Genomic DNA, 15,518 nt, shown 5'->3' with positions numbered 1-15,518 from the left:
GTGTCGCCCTCGACTTACTCTGATAATAAGAGTTACGAGAAACCTTGTCAGTCCAACCCTTTGGAGGTTCGAACATGCAGCAAGAAGATCGAGGCGTAATCGTCGTAACCGGTGCGTCGTCGGGGATCGGCGCGGTCTATGCGGATCGTCTCGCCGCTCGCGGATACGACCTGATCCTGGTTGCGCGCCGGCGCGAACGGCTCACGGCGCTCGCCGACCGGCTCCGGTCCGCATACGGCTGCGATGCGCAGGCCGTCGCCGCCGACCTGTCGAGCCACGACGGCGTCGCGCACGTCGAGGCGCTGATCGACGGCACCGCCGATTTCGCCGGCATCGTCAATGCCGCCGGCCTCGGCGCACTGGGCCTGTCGGTATCGGTCGACCCGGCCGCCGTCGACACGATGATCCGGGTCAACGTGCTCGCGCTGACCCGGCTCTCGCTCGCGGCCGCGCGCCGCTGCAGTGCGGCCGGACGCGGCATGATCGTGAACATCGGTTCGATCGTCACGCTGATGCCCGTGCCCGGTGCGGGCGGATACAGCGGCTCGAAAGCATACGTGCTCAACTTCACGCGCTCGCTGCACGCCGAGCTTGCGCCGCGCGGCGTCGCGGTCCAGGCCGTGATGCCGGGGCCGGTGCGCACGGCGTTTTTCGGCAACGCGGCCGCGCCGTTCCCGGATTCGCTGTTCATGACGCCGGAAACGCTCGTCGACACCGCACTGCATGCACTGGATCACGAGGAATCGGTGTGCTTTCCGACGCTCCACGATCTCGGCGCATGGCAGCAGTTCGACGGCGCGCGCGGCACCCTCCTTCATGCCGTCACGCGGGATGGCCAGCCCGCCGCGCGCTACAGCGCAATCTGACACGACACCTGCTTGCTCTCACGAACCGGGGAACACACATGCCGCTCTGGAACATCTACCATCCCGAACACGCCTATTCCGATACCGACAAACTGGAGATCGCCGAGCGCATCGTCGGCCTCTACGACGGATTTCTGCCGCGCTTCTACGTGAACGTGCTGTTCCAGCCGCTGCCGCCCGCGTCGTTCCTGATCGGCGGCAAGCCGACCGACGACTTCGTGCGGATCCGGGTCGACCACATCGCGCGGCAGATCGAGGATCCTGCCGAACAGGCGCGGTTCATGCAGCATGTCGGCCGGCGCCTGACGCCGTTCATCGGCGAGCGTGGCTTGCGCTGGGAAATCCATATCGGCGAAACGCCGTTCGGGCTGTGGACGATCGAGGGGTTGCGCCCGCCGCGGCCGGGCACGCCGGCCGATCTCAAGTGGCGCACGGAGAACCGGCCGTCGCCGTACTGAAAGACGCTGTCTCCCGGGGGCTGCCGTCCGGCTCAAGCGCCCCCGGGGGCGTCACCACCGCATCCCCACGACTCGCGAATGGAGGCACTGCCGTGATCACCGAAATCGTCTTCTTCAAGCTGCGACCCGACGTCGACCTGCCCACGCTGCGAGACCGCTATGAAACGACCGCCGTGAAGTGGGCGCTGAACCCGGACCTGCTGCACAAGTGGTACTTCTACGACGCGGCCACGCACGAAGGCGGCGGCGTGTACGTGTGGCGCACGCGCGAAGCCGCCGCGCACTGGCACGGCGACGAATACAAGGCGATGGTCGAGCGCGTGTACGGTTTTCCGCCCGTGATACGCGTGCTCGACACGATCGCACATGTCGATGCGACGCAGGGGCGGTACGAGATCGTCGGCAGGCCTCCGGTCACTGCGGCACCGGGCAAGCGGTAGCCGACGCAATTCAGGCCGGCGACAAGCCCGTCGTCGGCTGCGCGCGGCCCCTCGCTACAACGCCGCTTCCTTGAGCAACCAGTCGCGAAAGGCCACGAGTTTCGCCAGGCCGGAACACTCGTTGCGATACACGATGTAATAGGCCAACGGCGAAGCGAACGTGATTTCCGGGAAGAGACGCACCAGACGCCCGGTCGCCAGATCGTCACGCGCCATGACGCTCCGCGCGAGCGCGACGCCGTGCCCGTCGATGGCAGCCTGCAGAACCGCCGCGGAATTGTTGATCTGCATCCCGCGCCCGGTAGCGGCATCCGCCACGCCGGCCCTGTGCAGCCACGTATCCCAGGCGGGAAAGCCCGTCCGGCTATCCATCGACAGGTCGTGGATCAAGGTCTCCCGGGCCAGATCGGCCGGCTTTTGCAGACGCGGACGCCCGCGCAGCAGCCCGGGCGAGCACACGGGATAGACATCTTCGTCCATGAGTTTGTCCGCAACGAGCCCTGGCCATGTGCCCGTCCCGTAGCGCACGCCGATATCGATCTGCTGGGTCACGAAATCCACCGGTTTGAGGTTGGTATCCAGGCGCACGTCCGTATCGGGCCACGCGTTCTGGAAGCGCTCGATCCGGGGCAACAGCCACTTGGCCGCAAAGGCCGGGCTGACCGCGACGGTGAGTACCCCGCTCGTGGATCCCTCCTTGAGCCGCTCGAGACCGACCGTCAGCCTGTCGAAGCCTGCCCGAATATCCGGCAGCGCGCGCTCGGCCGCCTCGGTCGGCACGAGTCGCAGACGCCCGCTGGCGCCGCGATGGAACAGCGGCGTGCCCAGCCATTCCTCCAGCGCGCGGACGAGTTGGCCAACCGCCGCAGGCGTCACATGAAGCTCGGCCGCGGCTGCCGAAAAGCTTCGATGACGGGCGCTGGCCTCGAATGCACGCAACGCATTCAGGTGAACGGGTGACTTCATCGTGACAAAGATTTTCTTTCAATGAAGAACACTTTATCTCGTTTGCCGATGAAAGTGAATCGGCGAAAAATTCACGACATGCCCGTTGCTGGCGCCAAGCAGCGTTGAACGGGCCTGCAACATGGCCCATCCGGGTCCGATCCCATCCATAGCTTTTCTTCTAAACGGAATTCACCATGAGCAATCCATTCAAGGGCAGGAAGCTGCTGGTCGTCGGCGGGACCAGCGGCATGGGGCTGCAAACGGCCCGCCTGGTGCTCGCCGAAGGCGGTAGCGCGGTCATCGTCGGCCATCGGGCCGACAAGGCCGAGGCGGCGCAGCAGGAATTGGCCGCGCTGGGCCCGGTCGCGGTCCTGACGGCGGACCTGTCCAGCGACGACGGCCTCGCAGCGCTGCTCCAGACCCTCGACGCGCACCATCCGGACATCGACTTGCTGGTCAACGCCGCGGGCGTGTTCTTCCCGAAGCCGTTCCTCGAGCATCGCGACGCAGACTACGACCAGTACATGAAGCTGAACAAGGCGTTCTTCTTCATTACGCAGAAAGTCGCCGCCAATCTGGTCGCCAGCGACCGCCCGGGCGCGATCGTCAATATCGGCTCGATGTGGGCGAAACAGGCGATCGCCGCGACGCCGTCGTCGGCGTACTCGATGGCAAAGGCGGGCCTGCACTCGCTGACGCAGCATCTGGCCATGGAGCTGGCCCCGAAGCACATTCGCGTCAACGCGGTGTCGCCGGCAGTCGTCCAGACGCCGATCTACGAAGGCTTCATCCCGAAGGCCGACGTGCACGACGCGTTGCAGGGCTTCAACAGCTTCCACCCGATCGGCCGGGTCGGCACGCCGCAAGACGTGGCGGAAGTCGTTGCGTTCCTGCTGTCGGACAAGGCGAGCTGGGTCACCGGCGCGATCTGGGACGTGGACGGCGGCGTAATGGCCGGCCGCAATTGATGCACCGCAGGCAGCAGCACGACATGCCCGCCTGCCCCGTTCGAACCGGATCGTCGAACCATGACGGATCGATGGCCGGAATCCCGCTGCACCTTCCCGCTCGATGAGGAGAAACGACATGGTTTATTTGCAGATCACGCTCAGGATTGCCGACGCCAACCGCGCTGCCGCAGCCGAGATCTACAGGCGCTACAAGACGCCGTTCCTCGACACCGTCGCCGGTGCGCAATCGAAGGAACTGCTCGTGCGCGATGAAGACGTGCAGGTGCTGCACGGCTTCGACAGCACGGAGCACGCGAACGCCTACCTGCAAAGCGAGCTGTTCACCGCCGACGTGGTGGCCGGCCTCCAACCGCTGCTGGATGCCGCGCCTGACGTGCGCATCTACCAGGTCGCCTAGTCACACGGCCGGGCGCCCTCCCGCACCCACCCCTTATTTATCAGGAAACCTTAGCATGATGAACGACTGGAACGCCTACCGCGCTTCCCTGCTTGAGCGCGTCGGCGACTATGCGAAACAGAGCCCCGACGTGGTGCGCGGCCTGACGGCAATCGACAGTGCCGCCGCGAAAACGGGCCATCTGGATCCCAAGATCCACGAGCTGATCGCGCTGGCCGTGGCCGTGACCACCCGCTGCGACGGCTGCATTTCCGTCCACACCCAAAAGGCAGTCGAGCACGGCGCCACGCTCGGGGAAATCGCCGAAGCGCTGGGCGTCGCGATCGCGCTGAATGCGGGGGCTGCGCTGACCTACTCGGCGCGCGTCATCGAAGCCCACGCGCAACTGTCCAGCCAGTAATTCGCATCGAGGCCGGCCGGCTGCCGATTCCCCGTCGGCCGGCCGCGCGCTCATCCAGCCCAGGAACACCACCCATGCTCGTCAACGCAGATTTCTCGCGGCGCGTCGTCGTCGCGCCTCACCAGTATCGATGGGTGGCCTCCCCGCAGGCCGGCGTCGAGCGCGTGATGCTGGATCGGCTGGGTGGCGAGCAGGCGCGCGCCACCAGTATCGTCCGGTATGCGCCCGCTTCGTGCTTCCCGCCCCACCGGCATCCCGAGGGCGAAGAGATTCTGGTGCTGTCCGGCACCTTCTCGGAAGACGGCGTGCATTATCCGGCAGGCTGGTATCTGCGCAATCCGCCCGGCTCCAGCCACCGCCCGTCCAGCCGCGAGGGCGCCCTCCTCTTCGTCAAGCTGCGGCAGATGCGCGCCGGCGAGCGGCAGCGGGTACGCGTCGACACCAACGACCCGGCGGCCTGGCACCGGCGCGACGGTCGCGACATCTGCCCGTTGTTCGCGAACGATGTCGAACAGGTTTGCCTGCAACGGCTGGCGCCGCGTGAAGCACTGTTCTCCGCGCCGACAGACAACACCGAAGTGCTCGTCCTGGCCGGAACGGTCGAGGACGAGGGCCGGCCTCACGGGCATGGCAGCTGGATGCGCCTGCCGAAGAGCGCCTATCCGGAGATCGTCGCCGGGGCCGGCGGGGCCACCGTCTATCTCAAGACCTGCCGCCCGGCCAGCATCACGGTGGATGCCTAGCCATGCAGACAGCACGCATCGCCATCGTCGGCGCGGGCCTGAGCGGCCTGTACGCGGCCTTTCTGCTGGAGCAGCGAGGCATCAGGGACTACGTGCTGCTCGAGGCACGCGATGTCCCGGGTGGTCGCATCGCCTCCGTTTCTCGGCACACGGCCGCCGGCACTGCGGTTGCGACGAACGACATCGATCGCTTCGATCTGGGCCCGACGTGGTTCTGGCCACACCTCCAGCCCCAGTTGGACCGACTGATCCACGATCTCGGCCTGCAGCGCTTCGAGCAATACGAAGCGGGCGACATGATGATCGAGCGCTCGCCAGATGCGCCGCCCGTACGCATGCAGGGGTACGCCAGCACGCCGGCGTCGATGCGCGTGGCAGGCGGCATGAGCGTGCTGATCGATGCGCTGCGCGGCCGCCTAGACGCGCGCCGTGTCGTCACCGGTCAGATCGTGCGGCACATCCGTATCGTCGACGCCCATGTGGAACTGGAAAGCGAAAGCGTCGCCGCTGGCGTCACGACCTGGCGCGTCGAACACGTGCTGCTGGCCATCCCGCCGCGACTGGCGGAGGAGCGCATTGCATTCTTCCCGCCATTGCCGACGGCACTGGCCCGGCAATGGCGCGACACGAGCACCTGGATGGCGCCGCATGCCAAGTACGTCGCCATCTACGACACGCCGTTCTGGCGCGAACAGGGACTGTCGGGCGAGGCCCGAAGCGCACGCGGGCCACTGGGCGAGATCCACGACGCGTCCATGCCGGGCGGCAGCGCCGCACTGTTCGGCTTCTTCGGCATCCCCGCACACGTTCGCAAGAACGTGCGTGACGACGTGCTGCGCGCACATTGCCGCGCACAGCTGGTGCGCCTGTTCGGTGCGAAGGCGGCGACGCCCGAAGCCGAGGTCGTCAAGGATTGGGCGCAGGACGCCTTCACGGCCACCGCCGCCGATCTCGACGACAACGGCCACCACGCGCAAGCCCCTGCCGCCGCCGCGTCGTCCGGCCCCTGGCACCGACGCCTGACCGGCATCGCGAGCGAATGGTCACGACCGTTTCCGGGCTATGTCGCCGGCGCGATCGAAGCGGCGCACGCGGGTGTGCAGGCCTTGCCTGAATCGGGCGAATGACGACGCATCGCTGCGGCACATCAGGTTCCATTCACGACTCTGGAGAAACCCTCATGAAAAGTCATTACCGAGCCATGCAGGTCACCCGCCCCGGCGTTCTCGAACTGGTGGAGCGCAAGACGCCCACGCCGGCAGCCGGCGAGGTGCTGATTGCCGTCGAGGCTTGCGGGATATGCGGTGCGGACGCCGCCGACATCGAACGCGCCGATCCGGCCTTGCAACCGCCACGCGTTCCGGGTCACGAGATCGTGGGACGGATCGCCGCGCTCGGTGCCGGTGTGCCGTCACGCTGGCAGATCGGGCAGCGCGTCGGGGTCGGCCGTCTTGGCGGCTACTGCAACGAATGCGCCCAATGTCGCCAGGGACACTTTCAGCTTTGCCGCAACCAGCCGGTCGTCGGCGCAACCTGCGATGGCGGTTACGCCGAGATGATGCTCGCCCGCAGCACGGCGCTCGTCTCGATCCCGGACGAACTCGGCGCGGCAGAAGCCGCCCCGCTGCTTTGCGCCGGGATCGCGACCTTCAACGCGCTCAAGAAGTGCGGTGCCGAAGCGGGCGATGTCGTGGCCATTCTCGGCGTCGGCGGCCTCGGGCACATGGCGTTGCAGTATGCGCGCCACATGGGATTCAAGGTCGTCGCCATCGGCCGTCGCGGCGAGGTCGCCGCGGATGCGCTCGCGTTGGGCGCACACGTCTACATCGATACCAACCAGGAGCATGCCGCCACCCGGCTGCAAAGCATGGGCGGCGCGCGCGCCATCCTGACCACCATCGGCAATGCCGACGCGGTATCCGGTTTGCTGGACGGCCTCGCCCCTGCCGGCCGGCTCGTCGTGCTCGGTGTGACCCGGGACCCGCTGTCCGTGTCGTCCGGCCAGCTGGTCGTCGGCGAGCGGACGATACAGGGATCGATTACCGGCTCGCCGTACGAGAGCGAGAAAACGCTCGATTTCAGTGTGCTCACGGGGATCCGCCCGATGATGGAAGTCATGCCGCTGGAGCAGGCCAACGAGGCCTATCGAAGAATGAAATCAGGCGACGTCAGATTCCGCATGGTGCTCACGATGAACCATGAGCCTTCGGATGAAACAAGCGATGGCCCGCTGCAGGAACAGGCATGGCACACCCAGGACAGGTGACGATTCCGGCGTCGCATTTCGGCATGGTGCTGGGCCTCGCCGGCCTCGGGCAGGCCTGGCGCGCCGCCACGCGGCTGTGGGCACTGCCGCCGCTCGTGGGCGAAACGATTCTGGCGGTGGCGGGCCTGACCTGGGCCGTCCTGATCGCCGGCTATGCGTGGCAAGCCGTGCGTCGCTTCGAGCAGGTGCAGGCCGAATGCCTGCATCCCGTGCAGGGCGGCACGCCGGCGCTGGTGTCGGCGGCCACTTCGCTCGTTGCGATGGCGGCCCAGCCATATTCGATGACCCTCGCGTGGATGCTAGCCATCGTCAGCATCGCGTGGCACCTGGGGTTCAGCCTGTGGCACACGGGCACGCTCTGGCAAGGCGGGCGGAATGCGCAGGACACGTTGCCGACCGTGTATCTGCCGACCGTCGCAGGCAACTTCACCAGCGCGGCCGTACTCGGCTCGTTGGGTCACCCGGACTGGGGGTGGCTGTTTCTGGGTGCAGGCCTGTTCTCCTGGGTGGCACTCGAGTCGCTGGTCATACAGCGGCTGTGGCACCCGACGACGCTGCCGGCACCGCAACGCCCGTTGATCGGCATCCAGCTCGCACCGCCGACCGTGTGCGCGATGGCCTGGCTGACCTTGTCACCCGGCAGCGCAGATCACTGGATTCTCATGCTGTGGGGCTACGGCCTCTTTCAGTTGCTGCTTGGCCTGCGGCTCGCCGCGTGGCTGCGCGCGCAACCGTTCGTCCCTGCGTACTGGGCTTATACGTTCGGCGTCGACGCTGCATCGGTGACCAGCCTGAAACTGGCCCATGCGGGTGTGGGATCGGCCCGGGCATTGGCGCTACCCGTCTTCATCGGCGCCAACCTGTTGATCGGATATCTCGTTCTACGGACGGCCAGCCTTTTCATCGGGAATCTTGCAACGCGGCAAGCGCATGCGTCGACTCCAGAAAGCACGATCGATCCGGCCGCGGATGCCGAATACGCGCGCCGAGTCGGGCGCTCTTGACCGGGTGGCGACGCATCGACAGATCGCCATTCACGTCGAAGTTCTTTGCGCTTGTCCATTCCTCGATACAGGTTGACGACCGATCGACATACAACAAGCCCGCTCGGCGATAAATTTCCTGTTCGATTATTCCGTTGGTTTTCCTGAACGAGGAGAAGTCTCGCATGTTCATCGGCTTCATTCCGGTGCTGTTCGCGTTCGCCGCGGCGCTGGCATCGCTTCGCAACCTGGCCGCCGCGCGGCTCCTGTGGTCGACGAGCGCATTACTGGTCGTCGTGTGGACCGTTCATCACGGCAGCCATCACATGAAGGATCTGATGACGCTGGGGTCGTGGTAATGAAGCTCACACCACGCCACCTCGACGGACTCGATACCGCCGCGCTGCTCGGCATCGCCGTCACGCTGCTCGCCGCCTTCTACTTCCAGCTGGCAATGGGCGAGCTCCCGTGCGCATTCTGCAATCTGATCCGGGTAGGCTTCATGCTCTTCGGCAGCGGCCTGCTGCTGAATCTGCGGTTCGGTGCCCAGGCCTGGAACTATCTTCTCAGCGCCTTCGGCGCACTGATCGGCAGCCTGATCAGCCTCCTGTTCATGTTCGCGAAGGCGCCCGCCTATACGGTCCCGACGGGCTCGGCGATTCTGGGCCTGCACATGTACACGTGGACGTACCTGATCTTCACCGCCGCGATCCTCTATTGCGTGCTGATGCTGTGCCTGCACGCGCAGGCACGCGCGACCTCGGCCGCGGATCCGTCGCAGCGTCCGCGCCCGGCCATTCGCTCGTTCGCCATGGTGCTGTTCATCGCGCTGGTGGGCGCCAATCTCGTCTCGGCATTCCTGCAGAACGGCTTCCATTCGTTCAAGGCCGGCGGGCAAAAGCACTACGAGATGCTCTACGACGGCGACGTCATGAAACCCTGACACCGGCCAGGGCCAGGCGCCCGTGCCGCGTGACGGTCGGGCGCCGCCCTGGCGACGGTATCGCAACGCACATTCCACTGGAGGTGAAGATGTCAAACGTGAGAGTCGTCCCGTGGCAGGACGGAGAGCCAGCCCCCGAAGCGTTGCTGGCCGCGATGCGCGCGCGTCGTCCGGGCGGCGAACTGATCGGCATCGACCGTGTCCTGCTCAGGAGCGAGCCGCTGGCGGCGGGATGGAACGAACTGCTGCGCCGGGTGCGCGCCGATTTCAGCCTGCCGCTCGTGCTCCGTGAACTGATCATGCTGCGCGTGGCCGTGCTCAACGGTGCGGATTTCGAGTGGCACGTTCATTACCCGGCCTATCTGGCGGCAGGCGGCACGCGCGCGCAGAGCGAAGCCTTGAGGGCTGCCGAGGTAGACAGCCGGCTGTTCGGTGACGCGGAACGCGCGCTGATTCGTCTGACCGATCAGTCGACGCGACAGGTGCGTGTCGATGCCGATGTGATCGCCGAACTGACGTTGCATTTCGGCGAAACGCAGACGATCGAGGCCGTGGCCACGGCGGCCGCCTACAACATGGTTTCGCGCTTTCTCGTGGCACTGGGAATCTGAAGCGTGCCGCGAACCGGCATCCATGAGCCAGGCTCACTGCTCCATGAGGAGATACCATTGTTCGTCGAAATTTCGCGCTGCTACTCTGTTCGCCATACGTGGTCACGCCGCCGGCGTGCCGTTTTTATCGTGAATGGAAGGGAACGTGAAGTCTCATTCTGAATTGGCTGCCGGCGGGGGCGCGGCAGATACGCCCGCCTCGATCTTCGACGAAGTCATCGATCGCAGATCATCGAACTCGCTGAAATGGGCGTTCGGCGCCACGCTGCTGTCACCCGACGAGCATGCTGCCGATCCGCTGCCGATGTGGGTCGCCGACATGGATTTTCGCGCCCCGCGCCCGGTCATCGACGCGCTGCACGATGCGGTCGAATACGGTGTCTTCGGCTATTCATGCGGCGCGACCGCAAGCTACGTCAGTGCTGTCGTCGACTGGCAGGCGCGTCGCTTCGGTTGGGAAGTCGATCGCTCCTGGGTGATGCAGGCAAGCGGCATCATTACGGCGTTGAAGACGGCGATCCAGGCCTTCTCGTCACCCGGCGATACGGTCCTGATTCAGCCGCCCGTCTATGCGCATTTCCATGATGATGTCCTGCTGAACGGGCGGCACCTCGTGTTCGCACCGCTCGAGCGCGCCGGCACCGCCTATCGTTTCGACGAGCGCGCGTTCGAGGCGGCGATACGCGACAACACGCGGCTCTTTATCCTCAGCAATCCGCACAATCCGACCGGCAATGTCTGGAGCGAAGGTGAGCTGCGGGCGATGGGTGAAATCTGCGCACGGCGCGGCGTGATCGTCATCTCCGACGAGATCCACCAGGACCTGATCCTCAATCCGGCCAGGAAGCACATCCCCTTCGCGTCGCTCGGCGCATCGTTCGCGCGCAACAGCATCACCTGCACCGCGCCGAGCAAGACCTTCAACCTGCCCGGACTGCAGAGCGCGAACCTGTTCGTGCCGGATCCGCGCCTGCGCGACTCACTGCGGCGCCAGTTCGACCGCAACATGTACCAGTCGGTCAACACGCTCGGCATGGTGGCCGCCGAAGCCGCCTATACCCATGGCGAGTCGTGGCTCGAAGCGCTGCTGACCTATCTGCGCGGCAATCACGCCCATTTCCGCGACGCGATCCACGGCATCACGTCGCGCATCGAGGTCTTGCCGGCCGATTCGCTCTATCTGGCCTGGATGGATTGCCGCGGGCTCGGCATGGACCCCGACGTACTCAATCGCTTCATGCTGACCCAGGCGCGGCTCTGGCTCGACAAGGGGCAGAAATTCGGCATCGAAGGGCACGGCTACATGCGCGCGAACCTCGGATGCCCACGCGTGCTGATCGACGAGGCGGTCGAGCGGCTGAGCCTGGCACTGGCCGCGCTCTGACTTCCGCGATGCAAGCCGGCGCGAGGCTGGACTAGCGCCCGCTTCGCCCGCGGTCACCCGGTGCAGGACAAGGATGCCGATCGTCCTGAACGACCCCGCCAAACAATAAGGAATGCAAACAAAAAAACACCGATTTCCCATGCAACTGCAAAGACAGATGAAGACACTCTCGGAGGCGACATGACACAGACCCCCACCACCCCTGCTTATGAACAGGAAGACCTGAAGCGCGACCTGTCGAACCGGCACGTCCAGATGATCGCCATCGGCGGCGCAATCGGCACCGGGCTTTTCTACGGCTCGTCCTGGGCCATCCGCACGGCCGGACCGGCCATCCTGCTCGTCTATGTGCTCGCCGCCATCGCGATCTACTTCGTGATGCGCGCACTGGGCGAGATGGCGGTCGAGGAGCCGGTATCCGGTTCCTACGTCTCGTACTCGAACCGCTACATTCACCGCTTCGTCGGCTTCCTGAACGGCTGGAACGCGTTCATCTTCCTGCTGGCCACCAGCGCGGCCGACCTGAACGCGCTCGGCAACTATGTGCACTTCTGGTTCCCCACCATCCTGATCTGGGTGACGGCGGGCACGGCCGTCTCGATCATGTTCTGCGTCAACATCATCGGCGTGAAGTTCTATGGCGAGGCCGAATTCTGGTTTGCGCTCGTCAAGGTGGCGGCGATCGTCGCACTGATCATCTTCGGCGCCGGCATGATCGTGTTCGGCATCGGCAACCACGGCGTACCGATCGGCTATCACAACCTCGTTGCCAACGGCGGATTCTTCGCCAAAGGCGTGGGCGGGACCTTTCTCGCGATCGTGATGGTGGCCTTCTCGTTCGGCGGTGTCGAGAATCTCGGCCTGGCGGCCGGCGAAGCGAAGGACGTCCGCACCACCATGCCGAAGGCGATCAACGCGACGTTCTGGCGCCTGCTGATTTTCTATGTCGGCGCGATCGCGGTCCTGCTGATGGTGTTCCCGTGGACCTCGCTGACGACCAAGGGCAGCCCGTTCGTCGAGGTGTTCACGAAGATCGGCATTCCCGCCGCGGCCGGCATCATGAATCTCGTCGTGATCATGGCAGTGCTCTCGGCCGTGAACGCGAGCGTGTTCACCAACAGCCGCACGTTCTACAACCTGTCGCTGCAGAAGAATGCGCCGGCCTTCCTCGGCGTCGTCAACGGCCGCAAGGTGCCGTTTCGCGCGATCCTGATGGTGTTCGCGACGATGTTCGCCGGCGTGCTGCTCAACTATGTGATGCCGGAGCAGGCGTTCGAGCTGTTCTCGTCGGTCACCGTGTTCGCGCTCGTCTGTGCGTGGGGTTCGATCGTCATCAGCCACCTGCGCTTCCGCAAGATCCGGATCGCGAACGACGAAGCGGACAAGCTCATCTACAAGATGCCGTTCTATCCGTACAGCAACTACATTGCGCTCTGCTTCGTCGCCGCGGTGATGGCCTGTATCGCGATCCTGCCGGATATGCGGATGTCGCTGGTGGTGTCGGCGGTCTGGGTCGCGTTCGTGTATGGGGTGTATCGCTTCTATATCCGAAGCGAAGCCACGAGCACCGATGCCGCGTGCGAATCGTGCGATCCGAAGGATCTTCCCGCGTAAGCGGCACCGGCCGGATCCTGGCAGGCATCGCGCCTGCCGGGGCCCGATCGGCCCCGATTGCCGTCGCCTTCAGCGCGGGCGCGCCGGCGCGCGTTCGCCGACCGCGGTGCCGCGCCCGCGCATGTAGACCTGCGGGCTGCTGCCCATCTCCAGCCGGAATGCGTAGACGAAAGCCGACGTCGAGCCGTAGCCCAGTTCCATCGCGACGCGCGTCACGCCGTGCCCGCCCGCCAGCAGTTCGATCCCCCTGAACAGGCGCATGCGACGGCGCCACGAACGCAGGCTCATGCCGGTTTCGGCGACGAACCGGCGAGCCAGCGTGCGCGTCGACATGCCGAACCTCGCCCCCCACTCCTCCGGGCCGCGCAGGTCCGCCGGATCCGCATAGAGCGCTTCGCACAGCGACATCAGCGCCGCATCGCGCGGCCAGGGCAATGCCGACGGAAGTGCCGGCGCACGTCGCAGCTGGTCGAGAATCAGATGCGTGATGCGCCCCGCATAACCATCTTCGTCGGGTTGCCCATCGATTTCGCTCGCCTCGACGATCAGCGCCTTCAGCAACGGCGAGACGGTGAACACGCTCGGACTCGTGCCCGGCAGCGCCGGCCCCGCGTCGTCCGAGATCCACAGGCTTCGGAATTCCGCCCCCAGGAGCGAGCCGACGCGATGCCGCGCGCCGGTGGCCAGCCACACGGCCTGATCCGGCGAGATCACGTAGGAACCGCCTTCCGCGATCACCGTCAACGCGCCCGAGATCGCGTACACCACCTGATGCCAGTCATGATGATGTTCGGGAAAACAATGGCGAGCGGGAATGAACTGCGCGCGCACCCTGAGGGGTGCCGGTGGCGCCGCGTTCTCCGGCGCCTCGATCGTCTCCCAGACCATGATGATTCTCCAGTTGGCAGATATTCTATACATCTTGTCTATCAATCGAAATACCGACACATCGAAACTTGGTCTAATGACGTCATGCCTGTTTCGCGGCAACGTGCGCAATCGACTGCCGCAGCCCCGAACCGCCAACGATCCTTACCGGAGTTTCCCGCCTCATGGCCTGTTTCGACCGCTACAGCCTGCCCCTTTCGACGACCTCCGAAGTCGCGGCCGAGCGCTATCGCGCCGGTGTCGACCTGCTGCTGTCCCTGTGGCCAGGCGTGGCCGAAACGCTCGACGAGGCGATCGCGGCCGATCCGGAATTCGCGCTGGCGCAGGCGGCCCGGGCACGCCTGCATGCGATCCGCGCCGAGATCGGTGAAGCACGCGCGATGGTCACGAACGCGGTCGCACTCGCCGCCCGCAACGGCACGCCGCGCGAGCGCAGCCATGTCAACGTGCTGTCGCTCGCGATCCACGGGCAGTCCGCCCAGGCACTGACCGCCGCGCTCGAGCATGCCGACAGCTGGCCGCGCGACGTGGTCGTGTTGTCGCTGCCGCTCGGTGCGTTCGGCCTGTTCGCGTTTTCGGGCATGGCGGATCACGACCAGGCGCGCGTCGATCTTTGCGAGCGCCATGCGCGGCATTTCGAGGACGACGACTGGTGGTTCCTGACGTATCGCGGCTGGGCACATGGCGAGAACGGCGACGTCCGGCTCGGCCGTACGCTGACGCAGCGTGCGCTCGAACTGCGCCGGCACAACGTCAATGCCGCGCACGCGGTGGCACACGTGCTGTACGAGGCGGGGGCGAACGACGAGGCCGACGCGATGATCGCCGGCTGGCTGCCCGAATACGACCGCAGCGGCATCCTTCACAGCCACATTGCGTGGCATGCCGCCCTGGTCGCGCTCGAACGCGGCGACACCGAACGCGCGCTCGCGATCTACGACGCGCAGGTTGCGCCGGCGGCGTCGCTGGGCGTGCCGATCAACGTGGTCAGCGATACCGCTTCGTTCCTCTGGCGCATGCAGGCTTACGGCTACACCGTTCCCGACGGCAAGTGGGACGACGCGGCCCGGTATGCATCGGATTACTTCCGGCAGGCGGGCTTCCCGTTCGCCGATGTCCATATGGCGTTGATCGCGGCGGCCACGGGCGCAACGGCGGCGCTCGACGAACGTGCGGGCGCGCTCGACGCGCTCGTCGAGGCCGGCACGCTGCGGGCCGGTGCCGTGGTGCCGGCGATCTGCCGGGCGGCGCGTGCCTTCGCCGACGAGCAATACGCGCAATGCGCGGCGCTCCTCGAGCCCGTGGCGCACGAAGCGGTACGCCTCGGCGGCAGCGGCGCGCAGCGCGAAATCGTCCAGGACACGCTGCTGGTTGCGTGGATGCGCAGCGGCAACGCCGGCAAGGCACGCGCACTGCTCGAGCAGCGCCTGCATCGTCGCCCGTCGCCGCGCGACACGCGCTGGCTCGGTCAGCTCGTGACCGCCTGATCCGGCCCGTCCGTGACCGCGTAACCGGTAGCGGCGCGCCCCGCGCCCTCCCTTCACCCCGCCCGCCGGCGCCCCTGCCGGCTCGCGCGGACATGTCCGTCCGATTCGGCGCGTGGACG

18 protein-coding genes are annotated in these 15,518 nt (G+C 66.0%); 16 read left to right on the top strand and 2 right to left on the bottom strand.

What is annotated here, in order from left to right; all coding sequences use genetic code 11:
• Positions 1-74 precede the first annotated feature (74 nt).
• From ACN8ZM_RS20705 to ACN8ZM_RS20695, 3 genes are all read left to right on the top strand, one after another.
• A complete protein-coding gene (locus ACN8ZM_RS20705) occupies positions 75-866 on the top strand; it encodes an SDR family NAD(P)-dependent oxidoreductase (protein WP_420212234.1) in 792 nt (263 codons plus the stop codon).
• 38 nt (positions 867-904) lie between these two features.
• Positions 905-1,324: a tautomerase family protein gene (locus ACN8ZM_RS20700; RefSeq protein ID WP_043179749.1), complete on the top strand. Its 420-nt coding sequence runs from the start codon at positions 905-907 to the stop codon at positions 1,322-1,324.
• A 92-nt stretch (positions 1,325-1,416) separates the two neighbouring features.
• Entirely contained in the window at positions 1,417-1,764 is a 348-nt protein-coding gene (locus ACN8ZM_RS20695) for a hypothetical protein (protein WP_420212233.1), read from the top strand.
• Between the two features lie 54 nt (positions 1,765-1,818).
• Here the strand turns inward: ACN8ZM_RS20695 and gcvA are convergent, their stop codons facing one another.
• Entirely contained in the window at positions 1,819-2,730 is a 912-nt protein-coding gene (gene gcvA / locus ACN8ZM_RS20690) for a transcriptional regulator GcvA (RefSeq protein WP_043179752.1), read from the bottom strand.
• A 176-nt stretch (positions 2,731-2,906) separates the two neighbouring features.
• Between gcvA and ACN8ZM_RS20685 the strand changes: the two genes are divergently transcribed.
• From ACN8ZM_RS20685 to ACN8ZM_RS20630, 12 genes are all read left to right on the top strand, one after another.
• Positions 2,907-3,680 carry an SDR family NAD(P)-dependent oxidoreductase gene (locus ACN8ZM_RS20685; RefSeq protein ID WP_420212232.1) on the top strand — a complete coding sequence of 258 codons (774 nt, stop codon included), beginning with the start codon at positions 2,907-2,909 and terminating at the stop codon, positions 3,678-3,680.
• Positions 3,681-3,798: 118 nt separating this feature from the next.
• On the top strand, positions 3,799-4,080 hold the full coding sequence (locus tag ACN8ZM_RS20680; RefSeq protein WP_043179755.1) for a hypothetical protein: 282 nt from the start codon (positions 3,799-3,801) through the stop codon (positions 4,078-4,080).
• A gap of 55 nt (positions 4,081-4,135) precedes the next feature.
• The gene (locus tag ACN8ZM_RS20675) at positions 4,136-4,480 is read left to right on the top strand and encodes a carboxymuconolactone decarboxylase family protein (RefSeq protein ID WP_043179756.1); all 345 of its coding nucleotides are present in this window, start codon (positions 4,136-4,138) and stop codon (positions 4,478-4,480) included.
• Between the two features lie 74 nt (positions 4,481-4,554).
• Entirely contained in the window at positions 4,555-5,223 is a 669-nt protein-coding gene (locus ACN8ZM_RS20670) for a cupin domain-containing protein (protein ID WP_420212231.1), read from the top strand.
• 2 nt (positions 5,224-5,225) lie between these two features.
• Positions 5,226-6,350 (top strand): flavin monoamine oxidase family protein, encoded by a 1,125-nt coding sequence (locus ACN8ZM_RS20665; protein WP_420212230.1) that lies wholly within the window; start codon positions 5,226-5,228, stop codon positions 6,348-6,350.
• A gap of 53 nt (positions 6,351-6,403) precedes the next feature.
• On the top strand, positions 6,404-7,489 hold the full coding sequence (locus ACN8ZM_RS20660; RefSeq protein WP_420212229.1) for an alcohol dehydrogenase: 1,086 nt from the start codon (positions 6,404-6,406) through the stop codon (positions 7,487-7,489).
• The gene (gene tehA, locus ACN8ZM_RS20655; protein WP_420212228.1) at positions 7,486-8,493 is read left to right on the top strand and encodes a dicarboxylate transporter/tellurite-resistance protein TehA; all 1,008 of its coding nucleotides are present in this window, start codon (positions 7,486-7,488) and stop codon (positions 8,491-8,493) included. The genes ACN8ZM_RS20660 and tehA overlap by 4 nt, the downstream gene beginning before the upstream one ends.
• Positions 8,494-8,657: 164 nt before the next feature.
• Positions 8,658-8,831 (top strand): hypothetical protein, encoded by a 174-nt coding sequence (locus ACN8ZM_RS20650; protein WP_155291816.1) that lies wholly within the window; start codon positions 8,658-8,660, stop codon positions 8,829-8,831.
• Positions 8,831-9,415 (top strand): disulfide bond formation protein B, encoded by a 585-nt coding sequence (locus ACN8ZM_RS20645; protein ID WP_089452345.1) that lies wholly within the window; start codon positions 8,831-8,833, stop codon positions 9,413-9,415. Before ACN8ZM_RS20650 ends, ACN8ZM_RS20645 begins: the two co-directional genes overlap by 1 nt.
• A 29-nt stretch (positions 9,416-9,444) precedes the next feature.
• Positions 9,445-10,026: a carboxymuconolactone decarboxylase family protein gene (locus ACN8ZM_RS20640; protein ID WP_420212227.1), complete on the top strand. Its 582-nt coding sequence runs from the start codon at positions 9,445-9,447 to the stop codon at positions 10,024-10,026.
• Between the two features lie 133 nt (positions 10,027-10,159).
• Positions 10,160-11,410 (top strand): MalY/PatB family protein, encoded by a 1,251-nt coding sequence (locus ACN8ZM_RS20635; RefSeq protein WP_089452344.1) that lies wholly within the window; start codon positions 10,160-10,162, stop codon positions 11,408-11,410.
• Positions 11,411-11,590: 180 nt separating this feature from the next.
• Positions 11,591-13,024, top strand: coding sequence for an amino acid permease (locus ACN8ZM_RS20630; RefSeq protein ID WP_420212226.1), 1,434 nt, complete (start codon positions 11,591-11,593; stop codon positions 13,022-13,024).
• A gap of 69 nt (positions 13,025-13,093) precedes the next feature.
• On the opposite strand, the gene ACN8ZM_RS20625 is transcribed toward ACN8ZM_RS20630, so the two are convergent.
• A complete protein-coding gene (locus ACN8ZM_RS20625) occupies positions 13,094-14,023 on the bottom strand; it encodes an AraC family transcriptional regulator (RefSeq protein ID WP_420212225.1) in 930 nt (309 codons plus the stop codon).
• Between the two features lie 53 nt (positions 14,024-14,076).
• Between ACN8ZM_RS20625 and ACN8ZM_RS20620 the strand changes: the two genes are divergently transcribed.
• Positions 14,077-15,399, top strand: a complete 1,323-nt coding sequence (locus ACN8ZM_RS20620; protein WP_420212224.1) for a tetratricopeptide repeat protein — start codon at positions 14,077-14,079, stop codon at positions 15,397-15,399.
• Positions 15,400-15,518: the final 119 nt, after the last annotated feature.

It is taken from the genome of Burkholderia aenigmatica, assembly GCF_048627025.1.
Taxonomy (GTDB): domain Bacteria; phylum Pseudomonadota; class Gammaproteobacteria; order Burkholderiales; family Burkholderiaceae; genus Burkholderia; species Burkholderia aenigmatica.
The sequence above is the reverse complement of the archived record's forward strand: the minus strand, read 5'-3'. Positions and strand labels throughout refer to the sequence as shown.

What these genes read in the sequence shown, in the direction of transcription:
- ACN8ZM_RS20705 (WP_420212234.1), top strand. Translation starts at nt 75, where the DNA reads ATGCAGCAAGAAGATCGAGGCGTAATCGTCGTAACCGGTGCGTCGTCG.
- ACN8ZM_RS20700 (WP_043179749.1), top strand. Translation starts at nt 905, where the DNA reads ATGCCGCTCTGGAACATCTACCATCCCGAACACGCCTATTCCGATACC.
- gcvA (WP_043179752.1), bottom strand. Translation starts at nt 2,730, where the DNA reads ATGAAGTCACCCGTTCACCTGAATGCGTTGCGTGCATTCGAGGCCAGC.
- ACN8ZM_RS20685 (WP_420212232.1), top strand. Translation starts at nt 2,907, where the DNA reads ATGAGCAATCCATTCAAGGGCAGGAAGCTGCTGGTCGTCGGCGGGACC.
- ACN8ZM_RS20680 (WP_043179755.1), top strand. Translation starts at nt 3,799, where the DNA reads ATGGTTTATTTGCAGATCACGCTCAGGATTGCCGACGCCAACCGCGCT.
- ACN8ZM_RS20675 (WP_043179756.1), top strand. Translation starts at nt 4,136, where the DNA reads ATGATGAACGACTGGAACGCCTACCGCGCTTCCCTGCTTGAGCGCGTC.
- ACN8ZM_RS20670 (WP_420212231.1), top strand. Translation starts at nt 4,555, where the DNA reads ATGCTCGTCAACGCAGATTTCTCGCGGCGCGTCGTCGTCGCGCCTCAC.
- ACN8ZM_RS20665 (WP_420212230.1), top strand. Translation starts at nt 5,226, where the DNA reads ATGCAGACAGCACGCATCGCCATCGTCGGCGCGGGCCTGAGCGGCCTG.
- ACN8ZM_RS20660 (WP_420212229.1), top strand. Translation starts at nt 6,404, where the DNA reads ATGAAAAGTCATTACCGAGCCATGCAGGTCACCCGCCCCGGCGTTCTC.
- ACN8ZM_RS20650 (WP_155291816.1), top strand. Translation starts at nt 8,658, where the DNA reads ATGTTCATCGGCTTCATTCCGGTGCTGTTCGCGTTCGCCGCGGCGCTG.
- ACN8ZM_RS20645 (WP_089452345.1), top strand. Translation starts at nt 8,831, where the DNA reads ATGAAGCTCACACCACGCCACCTCGACGGACTCGATACCGCCGCGCTG.
- ACN8ZM_RS20635 (WP_089452344.1), top strand. Translation starts at nt 10,160, where the DNA reads ATGGAAGGGAACGTGAAGTCTCATTCTGAATTGGCTGCCGGCGGGGGC.
- ACN8ZM_RS20630 (WP_420212226.1), top strand. Translation starts at nt 11,591, where the DNA reads ATGACACAGACCCCCACCACCCCTGCTTATGAACAGGAAGACCTGAAG.
- ACN8ZM_RS20620 (WP_420212224.1), top strand. Translation starts at nt 14,077, where the DNA reads ATGGCCTGTTTCGACCGCTACAGCCTGCCCCTTTCGACGACCTCCGAA.